Genomic DNA, 21,255 nt, shown 5'->3' with positions numbered 1-21,255 from the left:
CGCCGCCGCCTTGGCGGATTTCATCTGCGCTTCACATGCGCGTCACCCGCATGTCACGGCTCGCCGGTAGAAGCCGGCATCCCATTCTGACGAGGAGAATCGGAGATGCCCACGCGCCGCACCCTCATCAAGGCCGCCGCGGCGGCTGGCCTTTTCACCCCGTTCGGCGGCTTCGCCGCGTCACCCGCGAAGGCGGAAGGCGCTCCCGCCTTCCGGTTCGGGATCATCGCAGACCCGCAATATGCCCCCTTCCCGCCCAAGCCGGGCGGATCGCGCTACTACGCGAACAGCCTCTGGAAGCTGAGCGAGGCGATCGGCACCTTCAATGGTCAGGACCTCCAGTTCGTCGCCACGCTGGGCGATATCATCGACCGGAACTGGGACAGCTTCGGCGACATCCTGCCGATCTACGACACGCTCCGGCACGACCACTTCTTCGTGCTCGGCAACCACGACTATGAGGTCGGCCAGGACTATCTGCGTTCCGTGGTCCGCACCGTCGGCATGCCCCGGGCCTATTACGACTTCTCCGGCGGCGGGTACCGCTTCATCGTGATCGATGGCAATGATGTGAGCCTCTTTGCGCCGCCTGCGGGCGATCCGCGCCTCGAGATCGCCGCAGAGCGCCTGGCGAAGCTCAAGGAAACAGGCGCGGAGAATGCCCATAGCTGGAACGGCTCGCTGAGCGACGAACAGTTCGCCTGGCTCGGGCGGACAATAGAAGAGGCGAAAAACGCGGGCGAAAAGGTGATCGTGCTCAGCCACTATCCGGTCTACCCGGACAACATGCACAATCTCTGGGACTCCGAGCGCATCGTCGAGCTCCTGACCGGCCATGACCACGTGGTGGCTTTCTTCAACGGCCACAACCATGCCGGAAACTACGGCGAGGTGGCTGGAACCCACTTCGTCAATTTTCAGGGAATGGTCGAGACGCCCGCCCACAATGCCTATGCGGTCCTCGAGGTCTACGAAGACAGGCTGGAGATCAGCGGCTTCGGCCGGGAACCGAGCCGCAGCCTGAGGATCGGCGCCACGCGCGACGCCTGACACGCATGGGACCGGCGGGCGTCCCCGCCCGCCGGCGCATTCTTTCGCTCAGTGGCGCTGAGCCAGCGCCTCATCCTCACCGAAGGACTTGAACAGCGGTATCAGCTGCCAGACGGCGGAGAGGCCGACCAGGATGTAGATCACCCTGGAGACCACCGCCTCCTGGCCGCCGAAGATCGCTGCCACCAGGTCGAACTGGAACAGGCCGACGAGCAGCCAGTTCAGTCCGCCGACGATGATGAGAATGAGCGTAATGATGTTCAGTGCGTGCATGGAGAGCACTCCCACTTGGTCTCCCAAGCAATGCGAACGCAGATCTAACGAAATTGTTCCCAAGTGTAACGAATGTGAACAATGCAGATCGCGCGTCTACCACAAGGGCCTGACCTTCGTCGGAGTTTTCCCGAAGACCTCGTCCGGCACGAAGAAGTCGGCCGCGAGTGCCGCATTCGGGCCGGGCGCATATTTGCCGAAGTCGGTCACGCCCGCCTCCCGCAGCACGAGTTCGTCGATGAAGAAGTTGCCGGTGCAATCGCGCGCCGGCCGGGTCACGATCTCATGGGCCGCATCGGCGACGATCTCCGGCGAGCGGCTCAGGCCCGCCACCGCCTCCCCGCCCAGGAGGTTGCGCACCGCGGCCGTGTCGATCGCCGTCAGCGGCCATAGGGAATTGACCGCGATCCCCTCCTCCGCGAACTCCGCGCTCATGCCCAGCGTGCACATGGACATTCCGAACTTCGCCATCGTGTAGGCCACGTGTTTCTTGAACCATTTCGGGTTCATGTCGAGCGGCGGGGCGAGGTTCAGGATATGCGGGTTCTCGGCCTGTCTCAGATGCGGGATGCAGGTTTTCGACACGAGAAAGGTGCCCCGCGTGTTCACCTGATGCATCAGGTCGAAGCGCTTCATCTCGGTCTGGAGCGTGCCCGTGAGCTGGATGGCGCTGGCATTGTTGACGCAGATATCGATGCCGCCGAAGGCCTCCGCCGTCGCCGCCACCGCGGCCTCCACGCTGGCCTCGTCGCGGATGTCGCAGACCACAGCGAGCGCCTTGCCGCCCGCCGCCTCGATCTGTTCGGCCGCCGTGTGAATCGTCCCCGGCAGCTTGGGATGCGGCGTGTCGGTCTTGGCGGCGATGGTGACGTTCGCGCCGTCGCGCGCCGCTCTCAGCGCGATTGCAAGCCCGATGCCCCGGCTCCCGCCGGAGATGAATAGCGTCTTGCCCGCAAGCGACATGTCCGTTCCTCCAGGCCGTAAAGGCGACCGGAAGAACCTAGTCCGCCTCTTACGTGAACGTCAACTCTCCGCGCGCGGCAACGCGGAGATGCCCCCATGGTCGGCCGACCACTTGAGCGGCTCCTTGAGAAACGCTTCCGCCTGGTCGAGCGCTTCCGCCCCGAAGCGGTTCTCCTTGCGGCAGACGGCCAGGATGTCCCACCAGGTGGTGAGATAGTGAAGCCGCATGCCGGCGGCCGCAAGCCGGTCCGGCGTATCGGGGAAGATATCGTAATAGAACACCGCGAAGGTGTCGCTCACCGTCGCGCCCGCGTTGCGGATCGCCTCCGCGAACTTGATCTTGCTGCCGCCGTCGGTGGTGAGATCCTCCACCAGGAGCACGCGCGCGCCTTCGGCGAGGTCGCCCTCGATCTGCGCATTGCGCCCGAAGCCCTTGGGCTTCTTGCGCACATAGAGCATCGGCAGGCCGAGCCGCTCCGAAAGCCACGCCGCAAACGGGATGCCCGCCGTCTCGCCGCCGGCCACTGCATCGAACTGCTCGAAGCCTGCCTGCCGCAGGACCACGGAGGCCCCGAAATCGATGACCGCCGATCGGATGCGCGGATACGAGATGAGCTTGCGGCAGTCTATATAGACCGGGCTCTTGATGCCTGAGGTGAAGGTGAAGGGCTGGTCGGCGCGGATATGCACCGCCTCGATCTCGAGCAGCATCTTGGCCGCCGTCTCGGCGATCAGGGTCTTGTCGGGAAAACTGTTGGCGAACATGGGCGGGCTTGGTTCCTTCGGACCGTCTTCAACAGGTCAATATACCCCTCACTTGCGCTGCGGCCCCCGTCCCAACAATCACCCGCGCCGGTGATTGGCGCAACGGCGACGCCGCGTTATCTCTCCCCTTGTGGGAGAGAAAGCGATTTCAACATCTTAGCTGGAGCGAAGCGGAAGCTAAGTGTTAGAAATCGCAAGTGAGGGGTGATCTCACCATTCTTGTGGCTTCTTCGCTCCTAAAAAGTTTAATCCTCCACTTTCCATTGGATGGGGAACATCGGATCGAAGACGGTGACGGCCTCCTCGCCCACACTCACCTTCCGCTCCATCTCCACCGGCTTGTCATACCGCCTCAGCGTGATGCGCTTCTCGTTGGGCGGTAGGCGGTAGAAGGCAGGGCCGTTGAGCGAGGTGAAAGCCTCCAGCCGGTCGAGCGCGCCTTCCTCCTCGAACACATGCGCCAGGCAGGCCATTGTATTCGGCGCGTTGAAGATGCCGGCGCAGCCGCAGGCGCATTCCTTGAGCGGATCGAGATGCGGCGCCGAATCGGTGCCGAGGAAGAAACGCCCCTCGCCCGACGTCGCGGCGGCGCGCAGCGCCAGCCGGTGCGTCTCGCGCTTGGCCACCGGCAGGCAGTAATAATGCGGGCGGATGCCGCCGGCGAGAATCGCATTGCGGTTGATGATGAGATGATGCGTGGTGATCGTCGCACCAACATTCTCGTCCTGCGACCGCGCGAAATCGATACCGTCCTTCGTGGTCACATGTTCCATGACGATACGGAGTTCCGGCAGCCGCTTGCGCAGCGGCGCGAGCACCCGTTCGATGAACACCGCCTCCCGGTCGAAAATATCGATCGCCGGATCGGTCACCTCGCCATGCACGCAGAGCGGCATGCCGATCGCCGCCATGCGCTCCAGCACGGGATAGACCGTCTCGATATTGCGCACGCCGCTCTGGGAATTGGTGGTCGCTCCCGCCGGATAGAGCTTCACCGCCGTCACGAGCCCGTTGCGGAAACCTGATTCCACATCATCGGCTTGCGTCGATTCGGTGAGGTAAAGCGTCATCAGCGGCTCGAACCCGCTTCCCTGCGGCAGCGCCGCCAGAATGCGCTCGCGATAGTCTGCCGCGTCCCGGGTCGTGACGACCGGCGGCACGAGGTTCGGCATGATGATCGCGCGGGAAAAATGACCGGCCGAATGCGGCGCCACGGCCGCAAGCACCGCCCCGTCGCGCAGATGGAGATGCCAGTCGTCTGGCTGCCTGATGGTGAGCGTTTTCATGACGAGGCCGAGACATAGCCGGTTTCACACCGCGCGCAAGGGAGAAAGCACCCTCCCCACGTCTTTGCGAAAATCCTCGCCGCCTCTGTCGGATTGAGGCATGCTCGGCCGTCTTCCAACCGAACGAGGTGAACCCGCATGCTTTATGCCATTCTCTGCTACCACGACGAGGATGTGGTGATGTCCTGGAGCAAGGCCGAGGACGAAGCCGTCCTCGCCAAGCGCAAGCGCGTCCAGAAGGAATTCATCGAGCGCGGCAAGATGGGCCCCGCCATTCGGCTCGTGCCCACGACAGGCGCCACCACGCTGCGCGCCTCCGGCAACGAGCAGCTGGTGCTCGACGGTCCCTTCGCCGAGACCAAGGAGCAGTTGCTGGGCTTCTATCTCGTCGACTGCGAGAATCTGGACGAGGTGGTCGACTTCGCCAAGCGCATGAAGGAGGGCGAAAGCTGCACCTTCGAGATCCGCCCCGTCCAGATCTTTGAAAAAGGCGTGCTCCCCGAGGAGGTGAAAGTAGCATCATGACCGACCTAGCCTGGATAGAGACCGCATTGACGGGCGCCCGCCCGCAGGCGATGGGCGCGCTCCTGCGCTATTTCCGCGATCTCGACCGGGCCGAGGAAGCCTTTCAGGAAGCCTGCCTGCGCGCCATGAAGACCTGGCCGGTGAAGGGGCCGCCGCGCGACCCCGCCGCCTGGCTCATCTTCGTCGGCCGCAATGCGGCGCTGGACAGCGTGCGCCGCGACAGCCGCAACACCGCGCTTCCCCCCGATGAGCTCATCTCCGACCTCGGCGATGCCGAGGCGGACATGGCCGAAAGGCTCGACGATTCCCATTACCGTGACGACATCCTGCGGTTGATGTTCATCTGCTGCCATCCGGACCTGCCCGCCACCCAGCAGGTGGCGCTCGCCCTGCGCATCGTCTCTGGCCTTTCCGTACGCGAGATCGCCAACGCCTTCCTCGTCAACGAAAAGGCGATGGAGCAGCGCATCACCCGCGCCAAGCGCCGCGTGTCGGAGGCTGACGTGCCCTTCGCGGCACCCGACGCGGTCGATCGTGCGGAGCGGCTGGCGGCGGTGGCGGCCATGATCTACCTGATCTTCAACGAGGGCTATTCGGCAAGCGGGGGCGAAGTGCATGTTCGCGAGCCGCTCTGTGAGGAGGCGATCAGGCTCGCGCGCCTGCTCCTCCGTCTCTTCCCGGCGGAGCCCGAGATCATGGGTCTGTTGGCCCTCATGCTCCTCCAGCACGCCCGCACGGCAGCCCGTCTCGATGCCGAGGGCAATATCGTTCTCCTCGAAGACCAGGACCGCGGTCTCTGGAACCGCGACAAGATCACGGAAGGCCTGGCGCTCGTCGACAAGGCGATGCGCCACCGCAAGCCCGGCCCGTATCAGGTCCAGGCCGCGATCGCCGCGCTTCACGCACGCGCGGCGAAGCCGGAGGACACGGATTGGCAGGAGATCAACCTTCTCTACCAGATGCTGGAGCGCCTCCAGCCCTCCCCCATCGTCCGGCTGAACCGCGCCGTCGCCGTCTTCAAGCTGCAGGGAGCCGAAGCCGCCCTCCTGCTTGTCGATCCGCTGAAGGACCGGCTGTCGGGCTATTTCTATTTCCACGGCGTGCGCGGCGCCCTTCTGATGGAGCTCGGCCGCGACCGGGAGGCCCACATCGCCTTCGACAAGGCGATCTCCCTCGCACGCACCCCCGCGGAGGCCGCCCACATCCGCCAGCACATCGACCGCCTGATCGCGGAGGGGAAGGCGAAGGCGAAATCCGCCTGAGATTTTTCCTCGTCCGGATCGGGAAAAATGTCGGCGGGGCCCATGGACCGGCGTCCTTGGGGCGTATCGTTCCAGGAGAAGGGAGGCGAATATGCGCTATATATGCCTGGTCTATGCCGATGAAGCCGCGCTGCGGGCATTGCCCAAGGAGGATTTCGATCGGCTCGTTCAGGACTCCATCGACTATGACGACCTGCTCGAACGGCAGGGACATCTGATTGTCGCCCATGCATTGGAATCGCCCTCCCTCGCCACCAATGTCGTCACGCGCAGCGGAAAGACAGTCACGACGGACGGGCCTTTTTCCGAGTCCAAGGAGCAGTTGCTGGGCTTCCTTTTGGTCGAGGCGCGGGATCGGGAGGAGGCCATCGCGCTCGCCTCCAGGGTACCACCCGGCGCCTATGGCCGCATCGAAGTTCGGGCCGCGGGAAAACCCGGCGACCACTGACGATCTCGTTTTTGTCGGATCGCGGCTTTGGCGTTCGTCCTCGGGGCGCCGGATCCGAGCAAGGAGGAAAAATCCGATGCGGTTTCTGTTTCTGATCCACGCCGACGAGGTGGAGATGAAGGCCCGCCCCATGGAGGATGCGCTGCAATGCGTCCGCGAGGGAATGGAATATGACGAGTTCCTGAAGCAGCACGGCCATTTCGTCGCCTCCCACGGGCTCGAATGGGCCTCGCAGGCCACCGTCCTGCGCTCGCAGGGTGGCAAGGTGGTCAGCACCGACGGCCCGTTCGCGGAAACCAAGGAACAGTTGCTCGGCTTCTTCCTCGTTCAGGCGAAGGACCGGGAGGAAGCGCTGTCGCTCGCCTCCCGCCTGCCGATGCTCGCTTCCGGCAGCACGGTGGAGGTCCGCGCCATCGACGATCTGGCCGAAGAGCTCCTTTGAAAAGGCACTGAGCTTCTCCCGGACAAAATGTCGGAAAGCCGTTCCCGCATCCGTCCTCCGGGGGATCGCCAGCGATCGTATCAACGAGAGGAGAAGGAAAATGCAGCACCGGACCGTATCGCGCGCAGAATGGATCGAGGCCCGCAAGACGCTTCTCGCCAAGGAGAAACAGGCCTCCCGGCTGCGTGACGAAATCGGGGAGGCGCGTCGCGCCCTCCCCTGGGTGAAAATCGAGAAGAACTACGTTTTCGATGCGCCGGACGGCGAAAGAACCCTCGCCGAGCTGTTCGAAGGCCGCAGCCAGCTCATTGTCCAGCATTTCATGTTCCCGCCCGAATGGGAGGCGGGCTGCGCCGGCTGCTCTTTCGAGGCGGACCACGTCGACGGCGCGCGCCAACATTTCCTGCACAAGGATGTGACCTACGTTGCCATCTCCCGCGCGCCCATCGACAAGATCGAGGCCTATCGCAAGCGTATGGGCTGGGCCTTCCCCTGGGTCTCCTCGGGCAGGACGGATTTCAACTACGACTTCAACGTCTCCTTCACCAGGGAGCAGTTGGAGAAGGGCGAGGCCGTCTACAACTACGAGGTCATCGATCCCGGCATTTCGGACCTGCCGGGTCTCAGCGTCTTCTACAGGGATGCGGACGGCACGGTCTTCCATACCTATTCCACCTTCGCCCGCGGCGGCGAGGAAGTGCTGGGCGCGCTCATGTATCTCGATATGACGCCGGTAGGCCGCAACGAGAAGACACCGCTCGACTGGATTCACCGGCACGACGAATACCCCGCCTGACGGGCTTCCGCTCTCCTGACACGAGGTTGGCAGGAAGCGTGTGCGAATGTCTGGGAAAGGCCGTCCCTGCCTCTTGTCTCCGGGCGGCCGTTCCGCTGAACCGACGATCCGACCGGCGCCCTCGCAGGGCTGCCAGAGAGTAGAGGATTTTTGCGATGGCTCCTGAAACGCCGCCCCGTGCCGGACGACGCGAATGGATCGGCCTTGCCGTTCTTGCGCTCCCCTGCCTGCTCTATTCCATGGACATGACGGTGCTCAATCTGGCGGTGCCCGCCTTGAGCGCCGATCTGAAGCCCACCAGTTCGCAACTCCTTTGGATCGTCGATATCTACGGCTTCCTGGTTGCGGGCTCCCTCATCACGATGGGCACGCTCGGCGATCGCATCGGCCGCCGCAAGCTGCTCCTGATCGGAGCCACGCTTTTCGGCCTCGCCTCCGTCTTCGCGGCCTTCGCCACCACGGCCGAGATGCTGATCCTCGCGCGCGCCGTGCTGGGCGTCTCGGCGGCCACGCTCGCGCCCTCTACGCTCTCGCTGCTCAGGAACATGTTCCATGATCCCGCCGAGCGGACCTTCGCGATCGGGGTCTGGATCTCCGCCTTCTCCGCCGGCGGCGCGATCGGTCCGGTCGTCGGCGGCGTGCTGCTCGCCTATTTCTGGTGGGGCTCGGTCTTCCTCATCGCCGTGCCGGTGATGATCCTGCTCCTGGCCGTCGCCCCCTTCCTCCTGCCCGAGTTCCGCGACCCGGAAGCGGGCCGGCTCGATATCCCGAGTGCCGCCCTCTCGCTGGCCGCCGTGCTCGCCGTCATCTACGGCATCAAAGGGCTGGCGGAGCATGGTGTGGGCGTCGAACCCTTCCTGTTCATCCTCGCGGGTTTCGTCATCGGCACGGTCTTCTTCCGCCGCCAGAAGAAGCTCGACGATCCCTTGATCGATGTCCGTCTCTTCCGCCGCGCCGCCTTCAGCGCCGCCCTCGCCACCAATCTGCTCACGGTCTTCGTCGCCTTCGGCTCCTTCTTCTTCGTGGCGCAGTATCTGCAGCTCGTCCTCGGCTTGACCCCGTTTCAGGCCGGACTGGTCTCGCTTCCCTCCAGCCTCGCCTTCATCGTCGGCTCCATGCTGACGCAGAAGATGACGACCCGCGCCCGTCCGCCGGTGATCATGGCCGGCGGCCTCCTGGTCGCGGCCATGGGCTTCGTCGCCCAGAGCTGGTCGGCCCAGGCCGAAAGCGTGGCGGCGATGGCTTTCACCTTCACTCTTTTCTCTCTCGGGCTGGCCCCGGTCTTCACGCTCACCACCGACCTCATCGTCGGCTCCGTCCCGCCGGAAAAGGCGGGCGCGGCCGCCGCCATGTCCGAGACGGGCGCTGAGCTCGGCGGCGCGCTGGGCGTGGCCGTCCTGGGGAGCGTCGTCACCGCGCTCTACCGCCGCACCATGGAAGCCGATGCACTCACCGGCGTTCCCGCTCCCATGGCCGAGGCGGCGCGCGATACGCTGGGCGGCGCGCTTGCGGTGGCCACGGAACTGCCCGCCACCCTTGGCGGAACATTCTTGTCGACCGCCCGCGATGCCTTCACCGGCGGCCTGGTGCTCACCTCGCTGGCCAGCGCCCTGATCGCCTTTCTCACGGCGGTCCTGATCCTCGGGATCTTCCGCGGCTCCGGCACGCCCGACACCGAGGACCGCACGGAAAAGCCCGTTCCGGCCCCCGCGGAATGAGGCTGGCGGCCGCGCTTCCTTCCCCCCCGAGCGCGGCCGCCCACAAAATTTACCGCTCCTGTCGGTTTAGCCACGGCCCGCCCGTCCTTTGGTCGAGCCCGGCGAGAGGGCTTCTGAAAAACCAAAGGAGAAGGAAAATGTCAGCGATCCAGCTTGCTCCCGGGGAAACGGGCGAACCGCGCGGCGGCGTCATCGCCTATCTTCAGATCCAGGGCACCACCAAGGCCGCCGCTTATTACGAAAAGGCCTTCGGCGCCAAGGAAGTCGCCCGCCACCCGGTCGACGAGCAGGGCCGCACCATGCATCTGCACCTCTACATCAACGGCGGCTCGCTGATGATGAGCGATCCCTATCCCGAATACGGCCATGCCTTCAACAAGCCTGCCGGCGTCACCCTCACGCTGTGCGTGGACGATGTCGACTTCTGGTGGGACCGCGCCTCCAAGGCCGAGGGCATGGAGATCGTCACGCCGCTCGAGAAGATGTTCTGGGGTGATCGTTTCGGCGCGCTGCGCGATCCCTTCGGTTTCGAATGGGCCATCGTCGGGAAATAGCACCAGGACCCGCCATCCGCCCGCTGTCGGCCGCTGCCGGCAGCGGTTTTTTGATGGCGGTTCTCCGCGCCGTCTGTCTCCTCCCAGCGTAAATTCCCGCAAAAAAGCACCCCGCAGGGGGTTTACGCATACTGAAGTTGCTCTACCCTTGGCGTTGATGGGCCGGCATGATGGCTTGTGCGGCCTTTTTGGCGTCTGCCGTTGTAGTGCGCCTCTGGAACGAAATCGGCAAAGGAGATAGCCATGCAACAGGCCAAGACGGGCGATGTCGTGCGCGTTCACTACCGCGGACGGCTCACGGACGGCACCGAGTTCGATACCTCGGAAGGCCGCGAGCCCCTGGAGTTCCAGGTCGGCGGCGGCCAGGTCATACCGGGCTTCGAAAAGCAGGTGGAAGGCATGGAGGTCGGCGAGAAATCAACCGTCACGGTGCCGGCGGACCAGGCCTATGGCCCTCGGGATGATCGCCAGGTGCAGTCGGTGCCGCGCGAGTCCCTGCCCGACGGCCTCGACCTGAGCGTCGGCGCGCGCCTCACGGCCACCACCCGCGAGGGCAAGCAGATCCCGCTTACCGTGATCGATCTCGACGACAGCCAGGTGACGGTGGACGCAAATCACCCGCTCGCCGGTCAGGATCTCGTCTTCGACGTGGAACTGGTCGAGATCGTCGGCTCCGAGCCCGGCACCGCCTACGGAAGCTGAGAGCAGCGAGGGCGGGTCTCGCGCCCGCCCTCACTGTGGCAGCACGTCGGCAGTGTACTGCGCGGCGAAGTCGGTCGAGGGCGGGATGGGCTTGATCACGTCGATCAGCACGCCGTTCGGGTCGGCCGTGATGAAATGGCGTTGCCCGAATTCCTCGTCCCGCAATTCCTGCAGGACCGGCAGGCCCGCCTCGCGGGCCCGTTGATACTCCCCGTCGACATCCTCCACCTCGAAATTGAGGATCAGCCCCGAAACGCGGCCCCGGCCCGCCTCCGGAATGGTCGTGTGATCGCCGTCGAGCACGGCGAGATTGACGCTTTCGTCCTCGCGCGACTGCAGGTGCACGTACCAATCGCTTTCGAACTTCGCCTCGAAGCGGAAATGCGCCCGGTAGAACGCGGCGGTGCCGGCCACGTCGCCGGTCAGGATCACGGGATAGTAGCTGGTGGCCTTCATGGCGGCTTTCCTCCTTGCACGAAATAATATACAATCTGCATGTAGGTTTTTATTAACATACAGGCTGTATGTATGCAAGAGAGAGCACGCCGCTCCAACCGCGAGCGCTCGGAAGAAACCCGTGAGAAGTTGATCGACGCCGCCAGGCGCCTCTTCGTGGAAAAATCCTATGCGGAGACCGGCACGCCGGAGATCGTGGAAGCGGCAGGGCTCACGCGCGGTGCGCTCTACCACCACTTCGCGGACAAGCAGGCGCTCTTCCGCGCGGTCGTCGAGCGTGAAGCGGAATGCGTGGCGGAGGAAATAGAAGCGGAGACCGGCCCGGACCTGGCGCCGGTTGAGGCGCTCATCGCGGGCGGGGATGCGTTCCTGGCGGCAATGAAGGCACCCGGTCGCACCCGCCTTCTCCTGCTCGACGGGCCGGCCGTGCTCGGTCGTGCCGTCATGGACGAGATCGACGGCCGCCACGGCAACCGGACCTTGCGTGAGGGATTGCAGGCGGCCATGCAATCGGGCGCGGTCCGCCCGCTGCCGCTCGACGCGCTCACCGCCCTTCTCGGGGCCGCCTTTGATCGCGCCGCTTTAGCCGTCGAAGCGGGCGAGGAGCCCGCAGCCCTCCGGCTCGTGTTGGCGGCGCTGATCCGCGGTCTCGCCGCCGGCGGCAGACCAAGGCCGGCCGGCTCTTATACCGCACCCGAACTGCCGCTTTGAAGGCGCTGGTTCCTCCTCGGAACAGAGAGGCGTCAGCGGAAAATCCCGTCGCCTTGCTCGTCGATGATCTGGCGGGCCTTGCGCAGCGCATGCTCGGCGGCGAGATCGGCGCTCGGGAAGCGGTCGGCGCGAACGAATTTGTGCTCCTTCACCTCGCCGCCGACCTCCTTCGAGATGATGCCGCAGGTCTGGTACTGGCCTTCCTGCGGAAACGGTGTGGCGCGGATGGTGAAGCCCTTGTGCTCCTCCGGCTTGCCGACCGTTTCCGTTCCGCCCGCATTGTCCCCGCCGCCACCGAACAGCCGTTTCAGAAATGACATGTCGATCTCCCTTTCAGTCGCGGAACCTAGAGCATTTCGCAGGCAAGTGGAATCACTTGCCGCCGCACAAATGCGGCTGGGCAAGGAAATCGCGCGGAACGTGCGAGCCGGAGAAGGCGCCCGCTCAACACGGCTGCGCCTTCCGCCGGACCGGGACGCGGCGGGATCATCCTCGGCTCAGATGCAGCACCACTTCCCGCCCATGTGGGCGGTCCCGGTGCTCGAACAGATAGAGGCCCTGCCAGGTGCCGAGCACCATGCGACCGCCGGAGACCGGAATGCCGATCGAGGTCTGCGTCAGCGCCGTCTTGATATGCGCGGGCATGTCATCCGGCCCTTCGAGCCGATGCACGATCCAGTGCATGGACGGATCGTCGGACGGCGGCACGAGGCGCCGGAAGAAGGCCGCCAGGTCCCGCTTCACGTCGGGATCGGCGTTCTCCTGGATGATCAGCGAGCATGAGGTATGCCGGACGAAGACGGTGAGGAGCCCTTCGTCCGCATTCTGCCGGCGCACGAATTCCGCGGCCTCGGCGGTGAACTCGTAGAGGCCTTGGCCGGAGGTGGCTATTGTAAGGCGCGTTTGGGCCATAGCAGGGTGGTGCTATGGCCCGGTGCGCCTGTCAAGATGCCGCGCTCAGCCCAGCGATCGTATGATCTCCCTGTAGGCGTCTTCTGGAAACGCCTTCAGCGTGCGCGTGTGCACATTGCCTTGCGCCGCCAGCGTGAGGGCGAAACGCGCGGCAACGGCATCGTCCGGCGCCTCGCAGATGGAGACCATGTCGTATTCGCCCATCGTCAGATAGAAGCCCCGGAACGAGCCTCCCATTTCCTGGAGCAGCGCCTTGGCCGCGTCGAGCCGCCGTGGCGATTCGCGCACGTTCTTCATGCCCTGCTCCGTCCATCTCAGAAGTACGATGTAAGTGGTCACATGACACCTCCCCCGGCGCCGTGACATGCGGGCGAGCCCGCCGGCGCCGGACCTGTTGCCCCATCGCCTTCGCAGACTATGCGCCTGCCCCTCTTCGCCCGCAAGCGGCGGTGGCCCGTAGCCTCCTCCACCCTTGGCCCGATCCCCTACCCAAGATGGATAGCACCGGTGATCGTCAGCCCATCATCCGTCGCCGCTGATGACCTTCGTCGTCTTGCTTGTCTTTACGGTGGAGAGCATCGGCTTCAGCGCCGGTTTTCCGACCACGAGGATGAGCACCTGTCGTGCTGCCGGCGGTCCGCCGTATATATCACCGGGCGGCTGTGCGCGCGGGCGGCAAGCAGGTGAAAAAAACCCGGCTGATGCCGGGCTTTTCGCTTAACTGTCGAGGAAGCTTCTGAGCTTCCGGCTGCGGCTCGGATGCTTGAGCTTCCGGAGCGCCTTCGCCTCGATCTGGCGGATGCGTTCGCGAGTCACCGAGAACTGCTGGCCGACTTCCTCCAGCGTGTGGTCGGTGTTCATGCCGATGCCGAAGCGCATCCTGAGCACGCGCTCCTCGCGCGGGGTGAGCGAGGCGAGCACGCGCGTGGTCGTCTCGCGCAGATTCGCCTGGATCGCCGCATCGATCGGCAGCACCGCCATCTTGTCCTCGATGAAGTCGCCGAGATGCGAATCCTCCTCGTCACCCACGGGCGTCTCGAGGGAGATCGGCTCCTTGGCGATCTTCAGCACCTTGCGCACCTTCTCGAGCGGCATGGCGAGCTTCTCGGCCAGTTCCTCCGGCGTCGGCTCGCGGCCGATCTCGTGCAGCATCTGGCGGGAGGTCCGCACGATCTTGTTGATCGTCTCGATCATGTGCACGGGGATGCGGATGGTGCGCGCCTGGTCGGCGATCGACCGCGTGATCGCCTGCCGGATCCACCACGTGGCGTAGGTGGAGAACTTATAGCCGCGCCGATACTCGAACTTGTCGACCGCCTTCATCAGGCCGATATTGCCTTCCTGAATGAGATCAAGGAATTGCAGGCCGCGGTTCGTGTACTTCTTGGCGATGGAGATCACGAGGCGCAGATTGGCCTCCACCATCTCCTTCTTGGCGATGGCTGCCTCGCGTTCGCCCTTCTGCACCTGGTTGACGATGCGGCGGAACTCGCCGATGGAGATGCCCGTCTCGGTGGCGAGGTTCTGGATTTCCGAGCGCAGCGCGTCGATCGTGTCCGTCTCGCTCCTGACGAATTCCTTCCAGCCCGGTTGCGGCAGGGCCGAAACCGTCCCTCCCCAGTTCGGGTTGAGCTCGGAGCCCTGATAGGCCTTCAGGAAGTCCTCGCGCCTGACGCCGTAGCTCTCGGCGAGCCGGTAGAGCCGCAATTCGTTCTGCACCAGCCGCTTGTTGATGTCGTAGAGTTGCTCGACGAGCGTCTCGATACGCGCATTGTTGAGCGACAGCGACTTCACCGACTTGATCAGCTCGTCCTTGAGCTGCTTGGAGCGGCGTTCCTGCCCGGCCGACAGCTTGTCCGCGTCGGCCAGGCGGCTCTCCACCTCCTGGTCCTGCAGCTTGCGCAGCTTGGCATAGGTGTCGGCGATGAAGTCGAGCGTTTCCATGACGCCGGGCTTCAGCTCGGCCTCCATGGCGGCCAGCGAAAGATTGGCCTCGTCCTCTTCCTCGTCGTCTTCTTCCGGGGCCGCCTCGCCGCCCACATTGGTGATGTCGTCGTCCTCGCGGGTGCGCCTCACGCGCTCCTTTTCCTCGGCCGCGGGCTTGGTCTCCTCGTCCGGCCGCGCGATCACGGGCGCCTGCTTGCCCTCGGGGCCGGCATAGGTCGCCTCGAGATCGATGATCTCGCGCAGGAGTATCTTTCCATCGTTGAGTTCGTCGCGCCAGATGATGAGCGCCTGGAAGGTGAGCGGGCTCTCGCAAAGGCCGGCGATCATGGTCTCGCGGCCGGCCTCGATGCGCTTGGCGATGGCGATCTCGCCCTCGCGCGACAGAAGTTCCACCGAGCCCATCTCGCGCAGATACATGCGCACGGGGTCGTCGGTGCGGTCCGTCGGCTCCTTCTTGGCGACGGTGGCCACGGGCCCGCTGGAGGCTTCGGTCAACTCGGTGCTTTCCTCGTCGCCCGAACCGTCTGACTCGGCTTCCTCGCCCGCCTCGTCGTCCTCGACCACATTGATGCCCATGTCGGAGAGCATGGCCATGGTGTCCTCGATCTGCTCGGAGCTCACTTCGCCGGAAGGCAGCACCGCGTTCAGCTCGTCCATGGTCACATAGCCGCGCTTCTTCGCGAGCTTGATCATTTTCTTGACTGCGTCGTCGGAAAGGTCGAGCAGAGGACCGTCGGTGCCCTCGCGTTCGATCTCGACCTCTTCCTTTTCCTTTGTCGCCATGCTCTGCCTTCTCCAACCGCCCTTGCAGTGGGCTCAGCCACATTCAAGCTCGGCTTTCCGCCGCCTTGCGCCTGCCCAGGCTCTATGCGCCCTGTGTTAAAGCCCGATTAACCCTGACATTTATGGCGGCCTTGCCGCCTTTCCACTTCATGTGGTGTCTTGTTTCCACCATGCGGATCCATGCGCGGGACCCGGTCGAATCGACGTGATTCCTTTAAACTCTGTCGAGGTCAAGCCGCTCTGCCATGATTCGCGCCAAAAAAGCGAATCACGGCTTTTCCGGAGTTCGCCCTGGGGACAAATCAAGACCGGCCCGCACGCCCGGAGAGGATACCGAAACCCTCGATGAGCGCCTCCGTCGCCTGCACATTGCGCAGTTGCGCCTGTATCTCCACAAGGTGGCGATAATTCTCTTCTGTCGGCTCGTTGGCCAGCGCCTGCTCGGCTGCCTTGAGCTCCCTATGTAGGGTCCCGGCACTGCGGTGCAAGTGGAGCGCCTGAAGAAACGCCTCGCGCGCGTCCTCGAAGGCGGCCTCGGGCAGAGCCGGCCAGAGATTGGCCCGCCGCACCAGCGCCTGCGCCCGCTCCAGCACCTCCCCCAGCCCCGCCGCCGCGATCGCGGCCGATAGCGCCTCGCGCTCATGCGCCACGTCATGGGCGACGGCGTCGAGCAGGGCGGCGCGCAGGCTCTTCAGGTCGGGGCTGGCGAGCGACAGCTTGTCCATCTGGTCGAACTGCTCGTCGATCAGCGCCGGGTGGTTGACGAGCGCGACGATGATCGCCGCCTCGCGCAGCGGCATCACGCCCGCCGCGCGCTTGACGAGCGCCGACCGCGCCAGGCTTTCGGAAACGGCGAAGCGGCCCGCCGCCGCGCCATGCCGCCCCTGCGCCCCGCCTGCCCTGTGCGGAAAACCGCCGCCGCGCTGCCGGCCGCCCGGCTGCCGGCTCGAGCCGAAGAAGCTCTGCACCCGCTCGCGCAGCTCCTGCGCATAATGCCGGCGCACGTTCTCGTCGCGGATGCGGTTTGCAAGCTCGCGGAAGGTCTGCTCCAGCTCCGCGCGCCGCTCCGGCGTATCGAACACGCGGCCCGAGGTCTCGCGCATCCAGAGAAGGTCGGCGAGCGGCCGCGCCGCCGCCATCAGCGCGTCGACGGCCTCCCTGCCCTCTTCCCGCACGAGATCGTCCGGGTCCTTCCCCTGCGGCAGCAGCGCGAAACGCAGCGAGCGCCCCGGCTGCACCAGCGGCAGCGCCAGGTCAGCCGCCCGCCAGGCCGCGCGCAGGCCCGCATTGTCCCCGTCGAAGCACAGCACCGGCTCGCCCGTCATGCGCCAGAGGAGTTCGAGCTGGTTCTCTGTGAGTGCGGTGCCGAGCGGCGCCACGACATTCTCGACACCCGCCTGGGCGAGCGCGATCACGTCCATATAGCCTTCGACCGCGATCACCGGCCCGTCCTTGGCCGCCCGGCGCGCCCGCGCGTGATTGTAGAGCACATTGCCTTTGTGGAAGAGCTCCGTGTCGGGCGAATTGAGGTATTTCGCGGGCACGTCGGAGGAAAGAGCCCGCCCGCCGAACGCGATCACGCGTCCCCGCGTATCCTCGATGGGGAACATCACGCGGCCGCGGAACCGATCGTAGGAGACGGGGATATCCGGCCCGACGACCACGAGCCCGCACGCCTCCATCTGCTCCTTCGCGACGCCCCTCCCCGCCAGGAATTCCTTGAGCGCGTTGCGGCTGTCCGGCGAAAAGCCGAGGCGGAACGTCTGCTGCGTCACCGAGGCGATGCCGCGACCGCGCAGATAGGCCCGCGCCTCGGCGCCCTTGGGCCCCTGCAGGCAGTCTTGGAAGAACTGCGCCGCCATCTCCATGACATCGGTGAGGCTGGCGCGCTCCTTGTCCTTCTTCTCCGCCTCGGGGTCGCGCGCGGGCATCGGCACGCCCGCCATCTCCGCCACCCGCTCCACGGCCTCGGGAAAGCTGATCCCGTCCAGTTCCGAGAGGAACCGGAAGTGATCGCCCGATACCCCGCAGCCGAAGCAGTGATATCGCCCCTTGCGGTCCTCGCAGTGGAAGCTCGGCGTCTTCTCGCCGTGAAAGGGACAGCAGGCCCAGAAGTCCCCGCGGCCCGGATTGCTCTTGCGCTTGTCGAAGGTGACGCGCGTGCCCACCACCTGGCTGATGGGCACGCGGTCCCGGATCTCGTCGAGGAAACTGTTGGAAAAGCGCATCTGGTCCGGCTCTAGAGCATATTGCAGCCAAGTGGAAGCACGTGGCACCCGCCAAATGCGGCACTCTATTGTGCTGATCCTATAGCCAACCTGCTCTCCTGTCGCACCCCGTCTTTGCCGGATGCCCGCTATTCACAGTGCGAGCCCGCTCGCGTTCTCCGCGTGATCGGCGAGCACCTCGTCGATGACCTTCCACGATTTCTCGATCTCGGGATGACCGGCTCCCGCCATGCCGGCGGCCAGGATCAGCGCCTTCCACAGCGCCCAGCCCCTTCCCCGCGCCCAGGTGTCCTCGTCGAGCCCGAGCGCGTCGCGGAAGACCGCCCTGCTCTCCCCCTCGAAAAGCGTCCAGGCGATCGTCAGGTCGCAGGCGGGATCGCCCACGCCGGACGTGCCGAAATCGATCACGGCGGAAAGCCGCCCGTCCCTCACGAGCAGGTTGCCCCAGGCGATATCGCCATGGAACCAGACCGGAGCCCGGTCCCATCGGGATGCGAGCGAGGCCTTCCACACATCCGCCGCAGCGGCCGTGTCGATCCGTCCGTCGAGAAGGTGGAGCGCCCGCCGCGTCTCCGCGTCATAGACCTCGGGCGACGCGCCGCGAAAGAAATTGTGCGGCCCCGGCAGCGGCCCGCCGACGGCGTCGATCCGTCGCAGCGCGTTCAGAAACGCCGCAAGCGCCGCCGCGAACGCCTTCAGATCACCGATTCGCTCCCTTCTGGCCGGCTCCCCCTCGATCCAGCGATAGACGGACCATGGCCAGGGGAATCCCTCGCCCGGCACGCCGCGGGCCAACGGCTCGGGGATGGAAAGAGGCAGGTGGGATGCAAGCTTCGGCAGCCAGTGCTGCTCCTTCTCCACCTGCTCCACATAGCAGGCAGCACTTGGCAGCCGCACCGTCATCTCACGGCCCAGGTGGAAGGTGCGGTTGTCCCAGCCGCCATGCTCGACCGGCCAAATGGAAAGGTCGGCCCAATGCGGGAACTGCGCGGCCACCAGCCTGCGCACGAGCGAAACGTCGATCGGGATTTCCCTGGTTTCAGCCGGCGGAAGAGACATGTCCAGCGCTCGCCCTTGCGATTGACGCGATGCTGTTGCACCAATTCACGCGCCCGGCCAGAAACCGGCGCTCACCGGGCATCGAGCATGACATACCCGAACCCCGCGGAGGAAGCCCCGAACCGCGGCGGACGAACAGGTTCCGCAGCGGTGGCTGGGCGAATCGGGCCGGCTACGCGGGGCGGAGCTTCTACTGCAGCATGCCCTTGACGATGCCGCTGGCCTTGCCGAAGTCCACCTGACCGGGGAATTTCTTCTGCAGCTCGTTCATACAGCGGCGCATGTCGCGCAAACCGCCGGCACCGACTTCCTGCACCACCTGGGCGCAGACCTTCTTCATGTCGTCCTCGCCGAGGGGCTTCGGCAGGAATTCGGCGATGATCCCGATCTCCTGGCGCTCCTGCTCGGCAAGCTCCAGCCTGTTGCCTTCCTCGAAGCTGCGGGCCGATTCTTTCCGCTGCTTCATCATGCGCAGCAGGATCTCCAGAATCTCGTCGTCGCTCACCGGATCCTTGCCGGCGGCGCGATTGGCCACATCGCGGTCCTTGAGGGCTGTCTGGATCAGCCGCAGCGTTGAGATTCGCCGCTTATCCTGTTGTTTTACTGCGTCTTTCAGAGCCTGTGCGATTTTCTCGCGCATGGCGATTATCTCCCGTCGCGTCCGCGACCATAGCGCCGGCACATTCGCGAAGCAAACCCTTTCTTCCCAGCTAAGTCGCTGGAAGAATTGCGATAAACAATCGCCATGGTTTGTCGGATGGGCAATTGACCGCATCCCGGCCATTCTCTATTGTCCGCGCCTTGCATCGACATTAAATGTGGCGCGCGGACGAAGGTTGCGGCATGGCCGTCGCAGCCGGCAATTCGTTGCGCGATATGGCCCAGCGCGGACCATTTTTCAAGTCCCGGCGAGAGTATGAGGAGAGCGACATGGCATCGACCGCGCCCTGGAGTGAAGTCAGGCCGACGGCAGTTCTGGTTCTGGCCGACGGCACGGTGATCGAGGGCCGCGGCCTTGGCGCCACCGGATCGGCGGTTGGCGAGGTGTGCTTCAACACGGCGCTGACCGGCTATCAGGAGATCCTCACCGATCCCTCCTATGCCGGGCAGATCGTCACCTTCACCTTCCCGCATATCGGCAATGTCGGCGCCAATGGCGAGGACATCGAAGACCTCAACCCCGCGGCGCGCGCGGGTGCGGTCGGGGCCATCTTCAAGGCCGACATCACCGATCCGTCCAACTACCGCGCAGGCGAACATCTCGACCAGTGGCTCAAGCGCCGCGGCATCGTGGCGCTTTCGGGCGTGGACACGCGCGCGCTCACCGCGCTCCTGCGCGACAAGGGCGCCGCCAACGCCGTCATCGCGCATGCACCGGACGGCCGCTTCGATCTCGATAGGCTGAAGGAGGAGGCGCGCGACTGGAGCGGCCTCGTCGGACTCGACCTTGCCAAGGCGGTCACGTCCGGCCAATCCTCCACCTGGACGGAGACGCCCTGGATCTGGAACGAGGGCTACGGGGAAGCCGGCGAAGCCCCGCTCCACATCGTCACCGTCGATTACGGCGTGAAGCGCAACATCCTGCGCATGCTCGCAAGCCTCGGCGCCAAAGTCACCGTAGTGCCCGCGACGGCCGCGGCCGAGGACATCCTGGCCATGCGGCCCGACGGCGTCTTCCTCTCCAACGGCCCGGGCGATCCCGCGGCGACAGGCGAATATGCCGTGCCGATGATCCGCGAACTGCTCAAGACGGACATCCCGATCTTCGGCATCTGCCTCGGTCACCAGATGCTGGCGCTGGCCCTCGGCGCCAGGACCGTGAAGATGCATCAGGGCCATCATGGCGCCAACCACCCGGTCAAGGATTTCACCACCGGCAAGGTCGAGATCGTCTCCATGAACCATGGGTTCGCCGTCGACAGCGACAGCCTGCCCGACGGCGTCGAGGAGACCCACGTCTCCCTCTTCGACGGCTCCAATTGCGGCATCAGCCTCGTCGGCCGGCCCGTCTTCTCGGTGCAGCACCACCCGGAAGCTTCCCCCGGCCCGCAGGATTCGCACTATCTTTTCCGCCGCTTCGCCAATCTGATCCGCGAGAAGAAGGGCGAACCGGCGCTGGCCGAACGCTGAGTGTGGGGTTCGACGGCCGGGTCCCCCGGGCTGTTCGACTCGGATGATTGGGGACATTGCCCCCTCTCTTGCAAATTCTAAGGACTTGGGCGTTGCCCAAGCCCAAGAATTTGCTTTCTCCCCCGGTAAGGCTGGTTCCGGCGATATCTCCCCCTGGCGGGGGAGAAAGCGATTTCAACATCTTAGCTGGAGCAAAGCGGAGGCTAAGTGTCAGAAATCGCAAGAGAGAGGGCATCCCACCCACC

Annotated in this window: 23 protein-coding genes; 11 read left to right on the top strand and 12 right to left on the bottom strand. The window is 65.1% G+C overall.

Annotated elements, in window-relative coordinates; all coding sequences use genetic code 11:
* Positions 1 to 105 precede the first annotated feature (105 nt).
* Complete coding sequence (locus PVE73_RS10065) at positions 106 to 1,050, top strand: metallophosphoesterase (protein WP_277366806.1); 945 nt, start codon at positions 106 to 108, stop codon at positions 1,048 to 1,050.
* A 48-nt stretch (positions 1,051 to 1,098) separates the two neighbouring features.
* Here PVE73_RS10065 and PVE73_RS10060 read toward each other — a convergent pair whose 3' ends face one another.
* From PVE73_RS10060 to pyrC, 4 genes are all read right to left on the bottom strand, one after another.
* Positions 1,099 to 1,323 (bottom strand): DUF378 domain-containing protein, encoded by a 225-nt coding sequence (locus PVE73_RS10060; protein WP_277366805.1) that lies wholly within the window; start codon positions 1,321 to 1,323, stop codon positions 1,099 to 1,101.
* A gap of 96 nt (positions 1,324 to 1,419) precedes the next feature.
* Complete coding sequence (locus tag PVE73_RS10055) at positions 1,420 to 2,286, bottom strand: NAD(P)-dependent oxidoreductase (protein ID WP_277366804.1); 867 nt, start codon at positions 2,284 to 2,286, stop codon at positions 1,420 to 1,422.
* Between the two features lie 60 nt (positions 2,287 to 2,346).
* Positions 2,347 to 3,051: an orotate phosphoribosyltransferase gene (locus tag PVE73_RS10050; RefSeq protein WP_277366803.1), complete on the bottom strand. Its 705-nt coding sequence runs from the start codon at positions 3,049 to 3,051 to the stop codon at positions 2,347 to 2,349.
* Positions 3,052 to 3,296: 245 nt separating this feature from the next.
* Positions 3,297 to 4,337, bottom strand: coding sequence for a dihydroorotase (gene pyrC, locus PVE73_RS10045; RefSeq protein WP_277366802.1), 1,041 nt, complete (start codon positions 4,335 to 4,337; stop codon positions 3,297 to 3,299).
* A 138-nt stretch (positions 4,338 to 4,475) separates the two neighbouring features.
* On the opposite strand from pyrC, the gene PVE73_RS10040 reads away from it, so the two are divergent.
* The 8 genes from PVE73_RS10040 (at position 4,476) to PVE73_RS10005 (ending at position 10,784) form a co-directional block, all read left to right on the top strand.
* Positions 4,476 to 4,862 (top strand): YciI family protein, encoded by a 387-nt coding sequence (locus PVE73_RS10040; RefSeq protein ID WP_277366801.1) that lies wholly within the window; start codon positions 4,476 to 4,478, stop codon positions 4,860 to 4,862.
* Positions 4,859 to 6,124 (top strand): RNA polymerase sigma factor, encoded by a 1,266-nt coding sequence (locus tag PVE73_RS10035; RefSeq protein WP_277366800.1) that lies wholly within the window; start codon positions 4,859 to 4,861, stop codon positions 6,122 to 6,124. Before PVE73_RS10040 ends, PVE73_RS10035 begins: the two co-directional genes overlap by 4 nt.
* 91 nt (positions 6,125 to 6,215) lie before the next feature.
* Positions 6,216 to 6,572: a YciI family protein gene (locus PVE73_RS10030; RefSeq protein WP_277366799.1), complete on the top strand. Its 357-nt coding sequence runs from the start codon at positions 6,216 to 6,218 to the stop codon at positions 6,570 to 6,572.
* A 76-nt stretch (positions 6,573 to 6,648) separates the two neighbouring features.
* Positions 6,649 to 7,014, top strand: a complete 366-nt coding sequence (locus tag PVE73_RS10025) for a YciI family protein (RefSeq protein ID WP_277366798.1) — start codon at positions 6,649 to 6,651, stop codon at positions 7,012 to 7,014.
* A 100-nt stretch (positions 7,015 to 7,114) separates the two neighbouring features.
* On the top strand, positions 7,115 to 7,810 hold the full coding sequence (locus tag PVE73_RS10020) for a thioredoxin family protein (protein WP_277366797.1): 696 nt from the start codon (positions 7,115 to 7,117) through the stop codon (positions 7,808 to 7,810).
* 155 nt (positions 7,811 to 7,965) lie between these two features.
* Positions 7,966 to 9,528 (top strand): MFS transporter, encoded by a 1,563-nt coding sequence (locus PVE73_RS10015; RefSeq protein WP_277366796.1) that lies wholly within the window; start codon positions 7,966 to 7,968, stop codon positions 9,526 to 9,528.
* Between the two features lie 137 nt (positions 9,529 to 9,665).
* The gene (locus PVE73_RS10010) at positions 9,666 to 10,082 is read left to right on the top strand and encodes a glyoxalase/bleomycin resistance/extradiol dioxygenase family protein (protein WP_277366795.1); all 417 of its coding nucleotides are present in this window, start codon (positions 9,666 to 9,668) and stop codon (positions 10,080 to 10,082) included.
* A gap of 243 nt (positions 10,083 to 10,325) precedes the next feature.
* On the top strand, positions 10,326 to 10,784 hold the full coding sequence (locus PVE73_RS10005) for a peptidylprolyl isomerase (protein WP_277366794.1): 459 nt from the start codon (positions 10,326 to 10,328) through the stop codon (positions 10,782 to 10,784).
* Between the two features lie 30 nt (positions 10,785 to 10,814).
* Here the strand turns inward: PVE73_RS10005 and PVE73_RS10000 are convergent, their stop codons facing one another.
* Complete coding sequence (locus PVE73_RS10000; protein WP_277366793.1) at positions 10,815 to 11,240, bottom strand: VOC family protein; 426 nt, start codon at positions 11,238 to 11,240, stop codon at positions 10,815 to 10,817.
* A 72-nt stretch (positions 11,241 to 11,312) separates the two neighbouring features.
* Here PVE73_RS10000 and PVE73_RS09995 point away from each other — a divergent pair, with 72 nt between their 5' ends.
* The gene (locus tag PVE73_RS09995) at positions 11,313 to 11,951 is read left to right on the top strand and encodes a TetR/AcrR family transcriptional regulator (RefSeq protein WP_277366792.1); all 639 of its coding nucleotides are present in this window, start codon (positions 11,313 to 11,315) and stop codon (positions 11,949 to 11,951) included.
* Positions 11,952 to 11,983: 32 nt separating this feature from the next.
* Here the strand turns inward: PVE73_RS09995 and PVE73_RS09990 are convergent, their stop codons facing one another.
* The 7 genes from PVE73_RS09990 to PVE73_RS09960 form a co-directional block, all read right to left on the bottom strand.
* Positions 11,984 to 12,271, bottom strand: a complete 288-nt coding sequence (locus tag PVE73_RS09990) for an HlyU family transcriptional regulator (protein ID WP_277366791.1) — start codon at positions 12,269 to 12,271, stop codon at positions 11,984 to 11,986.
* A gap of 166 nt (positions 12,272 to 12,437) precedes the next feature.
* A complete protein-coding gene (locus tag PVE73_RS09985) occupies positions 12,438 to 12,863 on the bottom strand; it encodes a secondary thiamine-phosphate synthase enzyme YjbQ (RefSeq protein WP_277366790.1) in 426 nt (141 codons plus the stop codon).
* A 45-nt stretch (positions 12,864 to 12,908) separates the two neighbouring features.
* A complete protein-coding gene (locus PVE73_RS09980) occupies positions 12,909 to 13,202 on the bottom strand; it encodes a GYD domain-containing protein (RefSeq protein ID WP_277366789.1) in 294 nt (97 codons plus the stop codon).
* A gap of 378 nt (positions 13,203 to 13,580) precedes the next feature.
* The gene (gene rpoD / locus PVE73_RS09975) at positions 13,581 to 15,593 is read right to left on the bottom strand and encodes an RNA polymerase sigma factor RpoD (protein WP_277366788.1); all 2,013 of its coding nucleotides are present in this window, start codon (positions 15,591 to 15,593) and stop codon (positions 13,581 to 13,583) included.
* Between the two features lie 302 nt (positions 15,594 to 15,895).
* The gene (dnaG, locus tag PVE73_RS09970; RefSeq protein WP_277366787.1) at positions 15,896 to 17,821 is read right to left on the bottom strand and encodes a DNA primase; all 1,926 of its coding nucleotides are present in this window, start codon (positions 17,819 to 17,821) and stop codon (positions 15,896 to 15,898) included.
* 132 nt (positions 17,822 to 17,953) lie between these two features.
* Positions 17,954 to 18,880 carry an aminoglycoside phosphotransferase family protein gene (locus PVE73_RS09965; protein ID WP_277366786.1) on the bottom strand — a complete coding sequence of 309 codons (927 nt, stop codon included), beginning with the start codon at positions 18,878 to 18,880 and terminating at the stop codon, positions 17,954 to 17,956.
* Positions 18,881 to 19,070: 190 nt separating this feature from the next.
* A complete protein-coding gene (locus PVE73_RS09960; protein WP_277367405.1) occupies positions 19,071 to 19,520 on the bottom strand; it encodes a GatB/YqeY domain-containing protein in 450 nt (149 codons plus the stop codon).
* A gap of 290 nt (positions 19,521 to 19,810) precedes the next feature.
* Here PVE73_RS09960 and carA point away from each other — a divergent pair, with 290 nt between their 5' ends.
* Complete coding sequence (carA, locus tag PVE73_RS09955; RefSeq protein ID WP_277366785.1) at positions 19,811 to 21,010, top strand: glutamine-hydrolyzing carbamoyl-phosphate synthase small subunit; 1,200 nt, start codon at positions 19,811 to 19,813, stop codon at positions 21,008 to 21,010.
* Positions 21,011 to 21,255 lie beyond the last annotated feature (245 nt).

The sequence above is a fragment of the Chelativorans sp. AA-79 genome, assembly GCF_029457495.1.
Classification (GTDB): domain Bacteria; phylum Pseudomonadota; class Alphaproteobacteria; order Rhizobiales; family Rhizobiaceae; genus Chelativorans.
The sequence above is the reverse complement of the archived record's forward strand: the minus strand, read 5'-3'. Positions and strand labels throughout refer to the sequence as shown.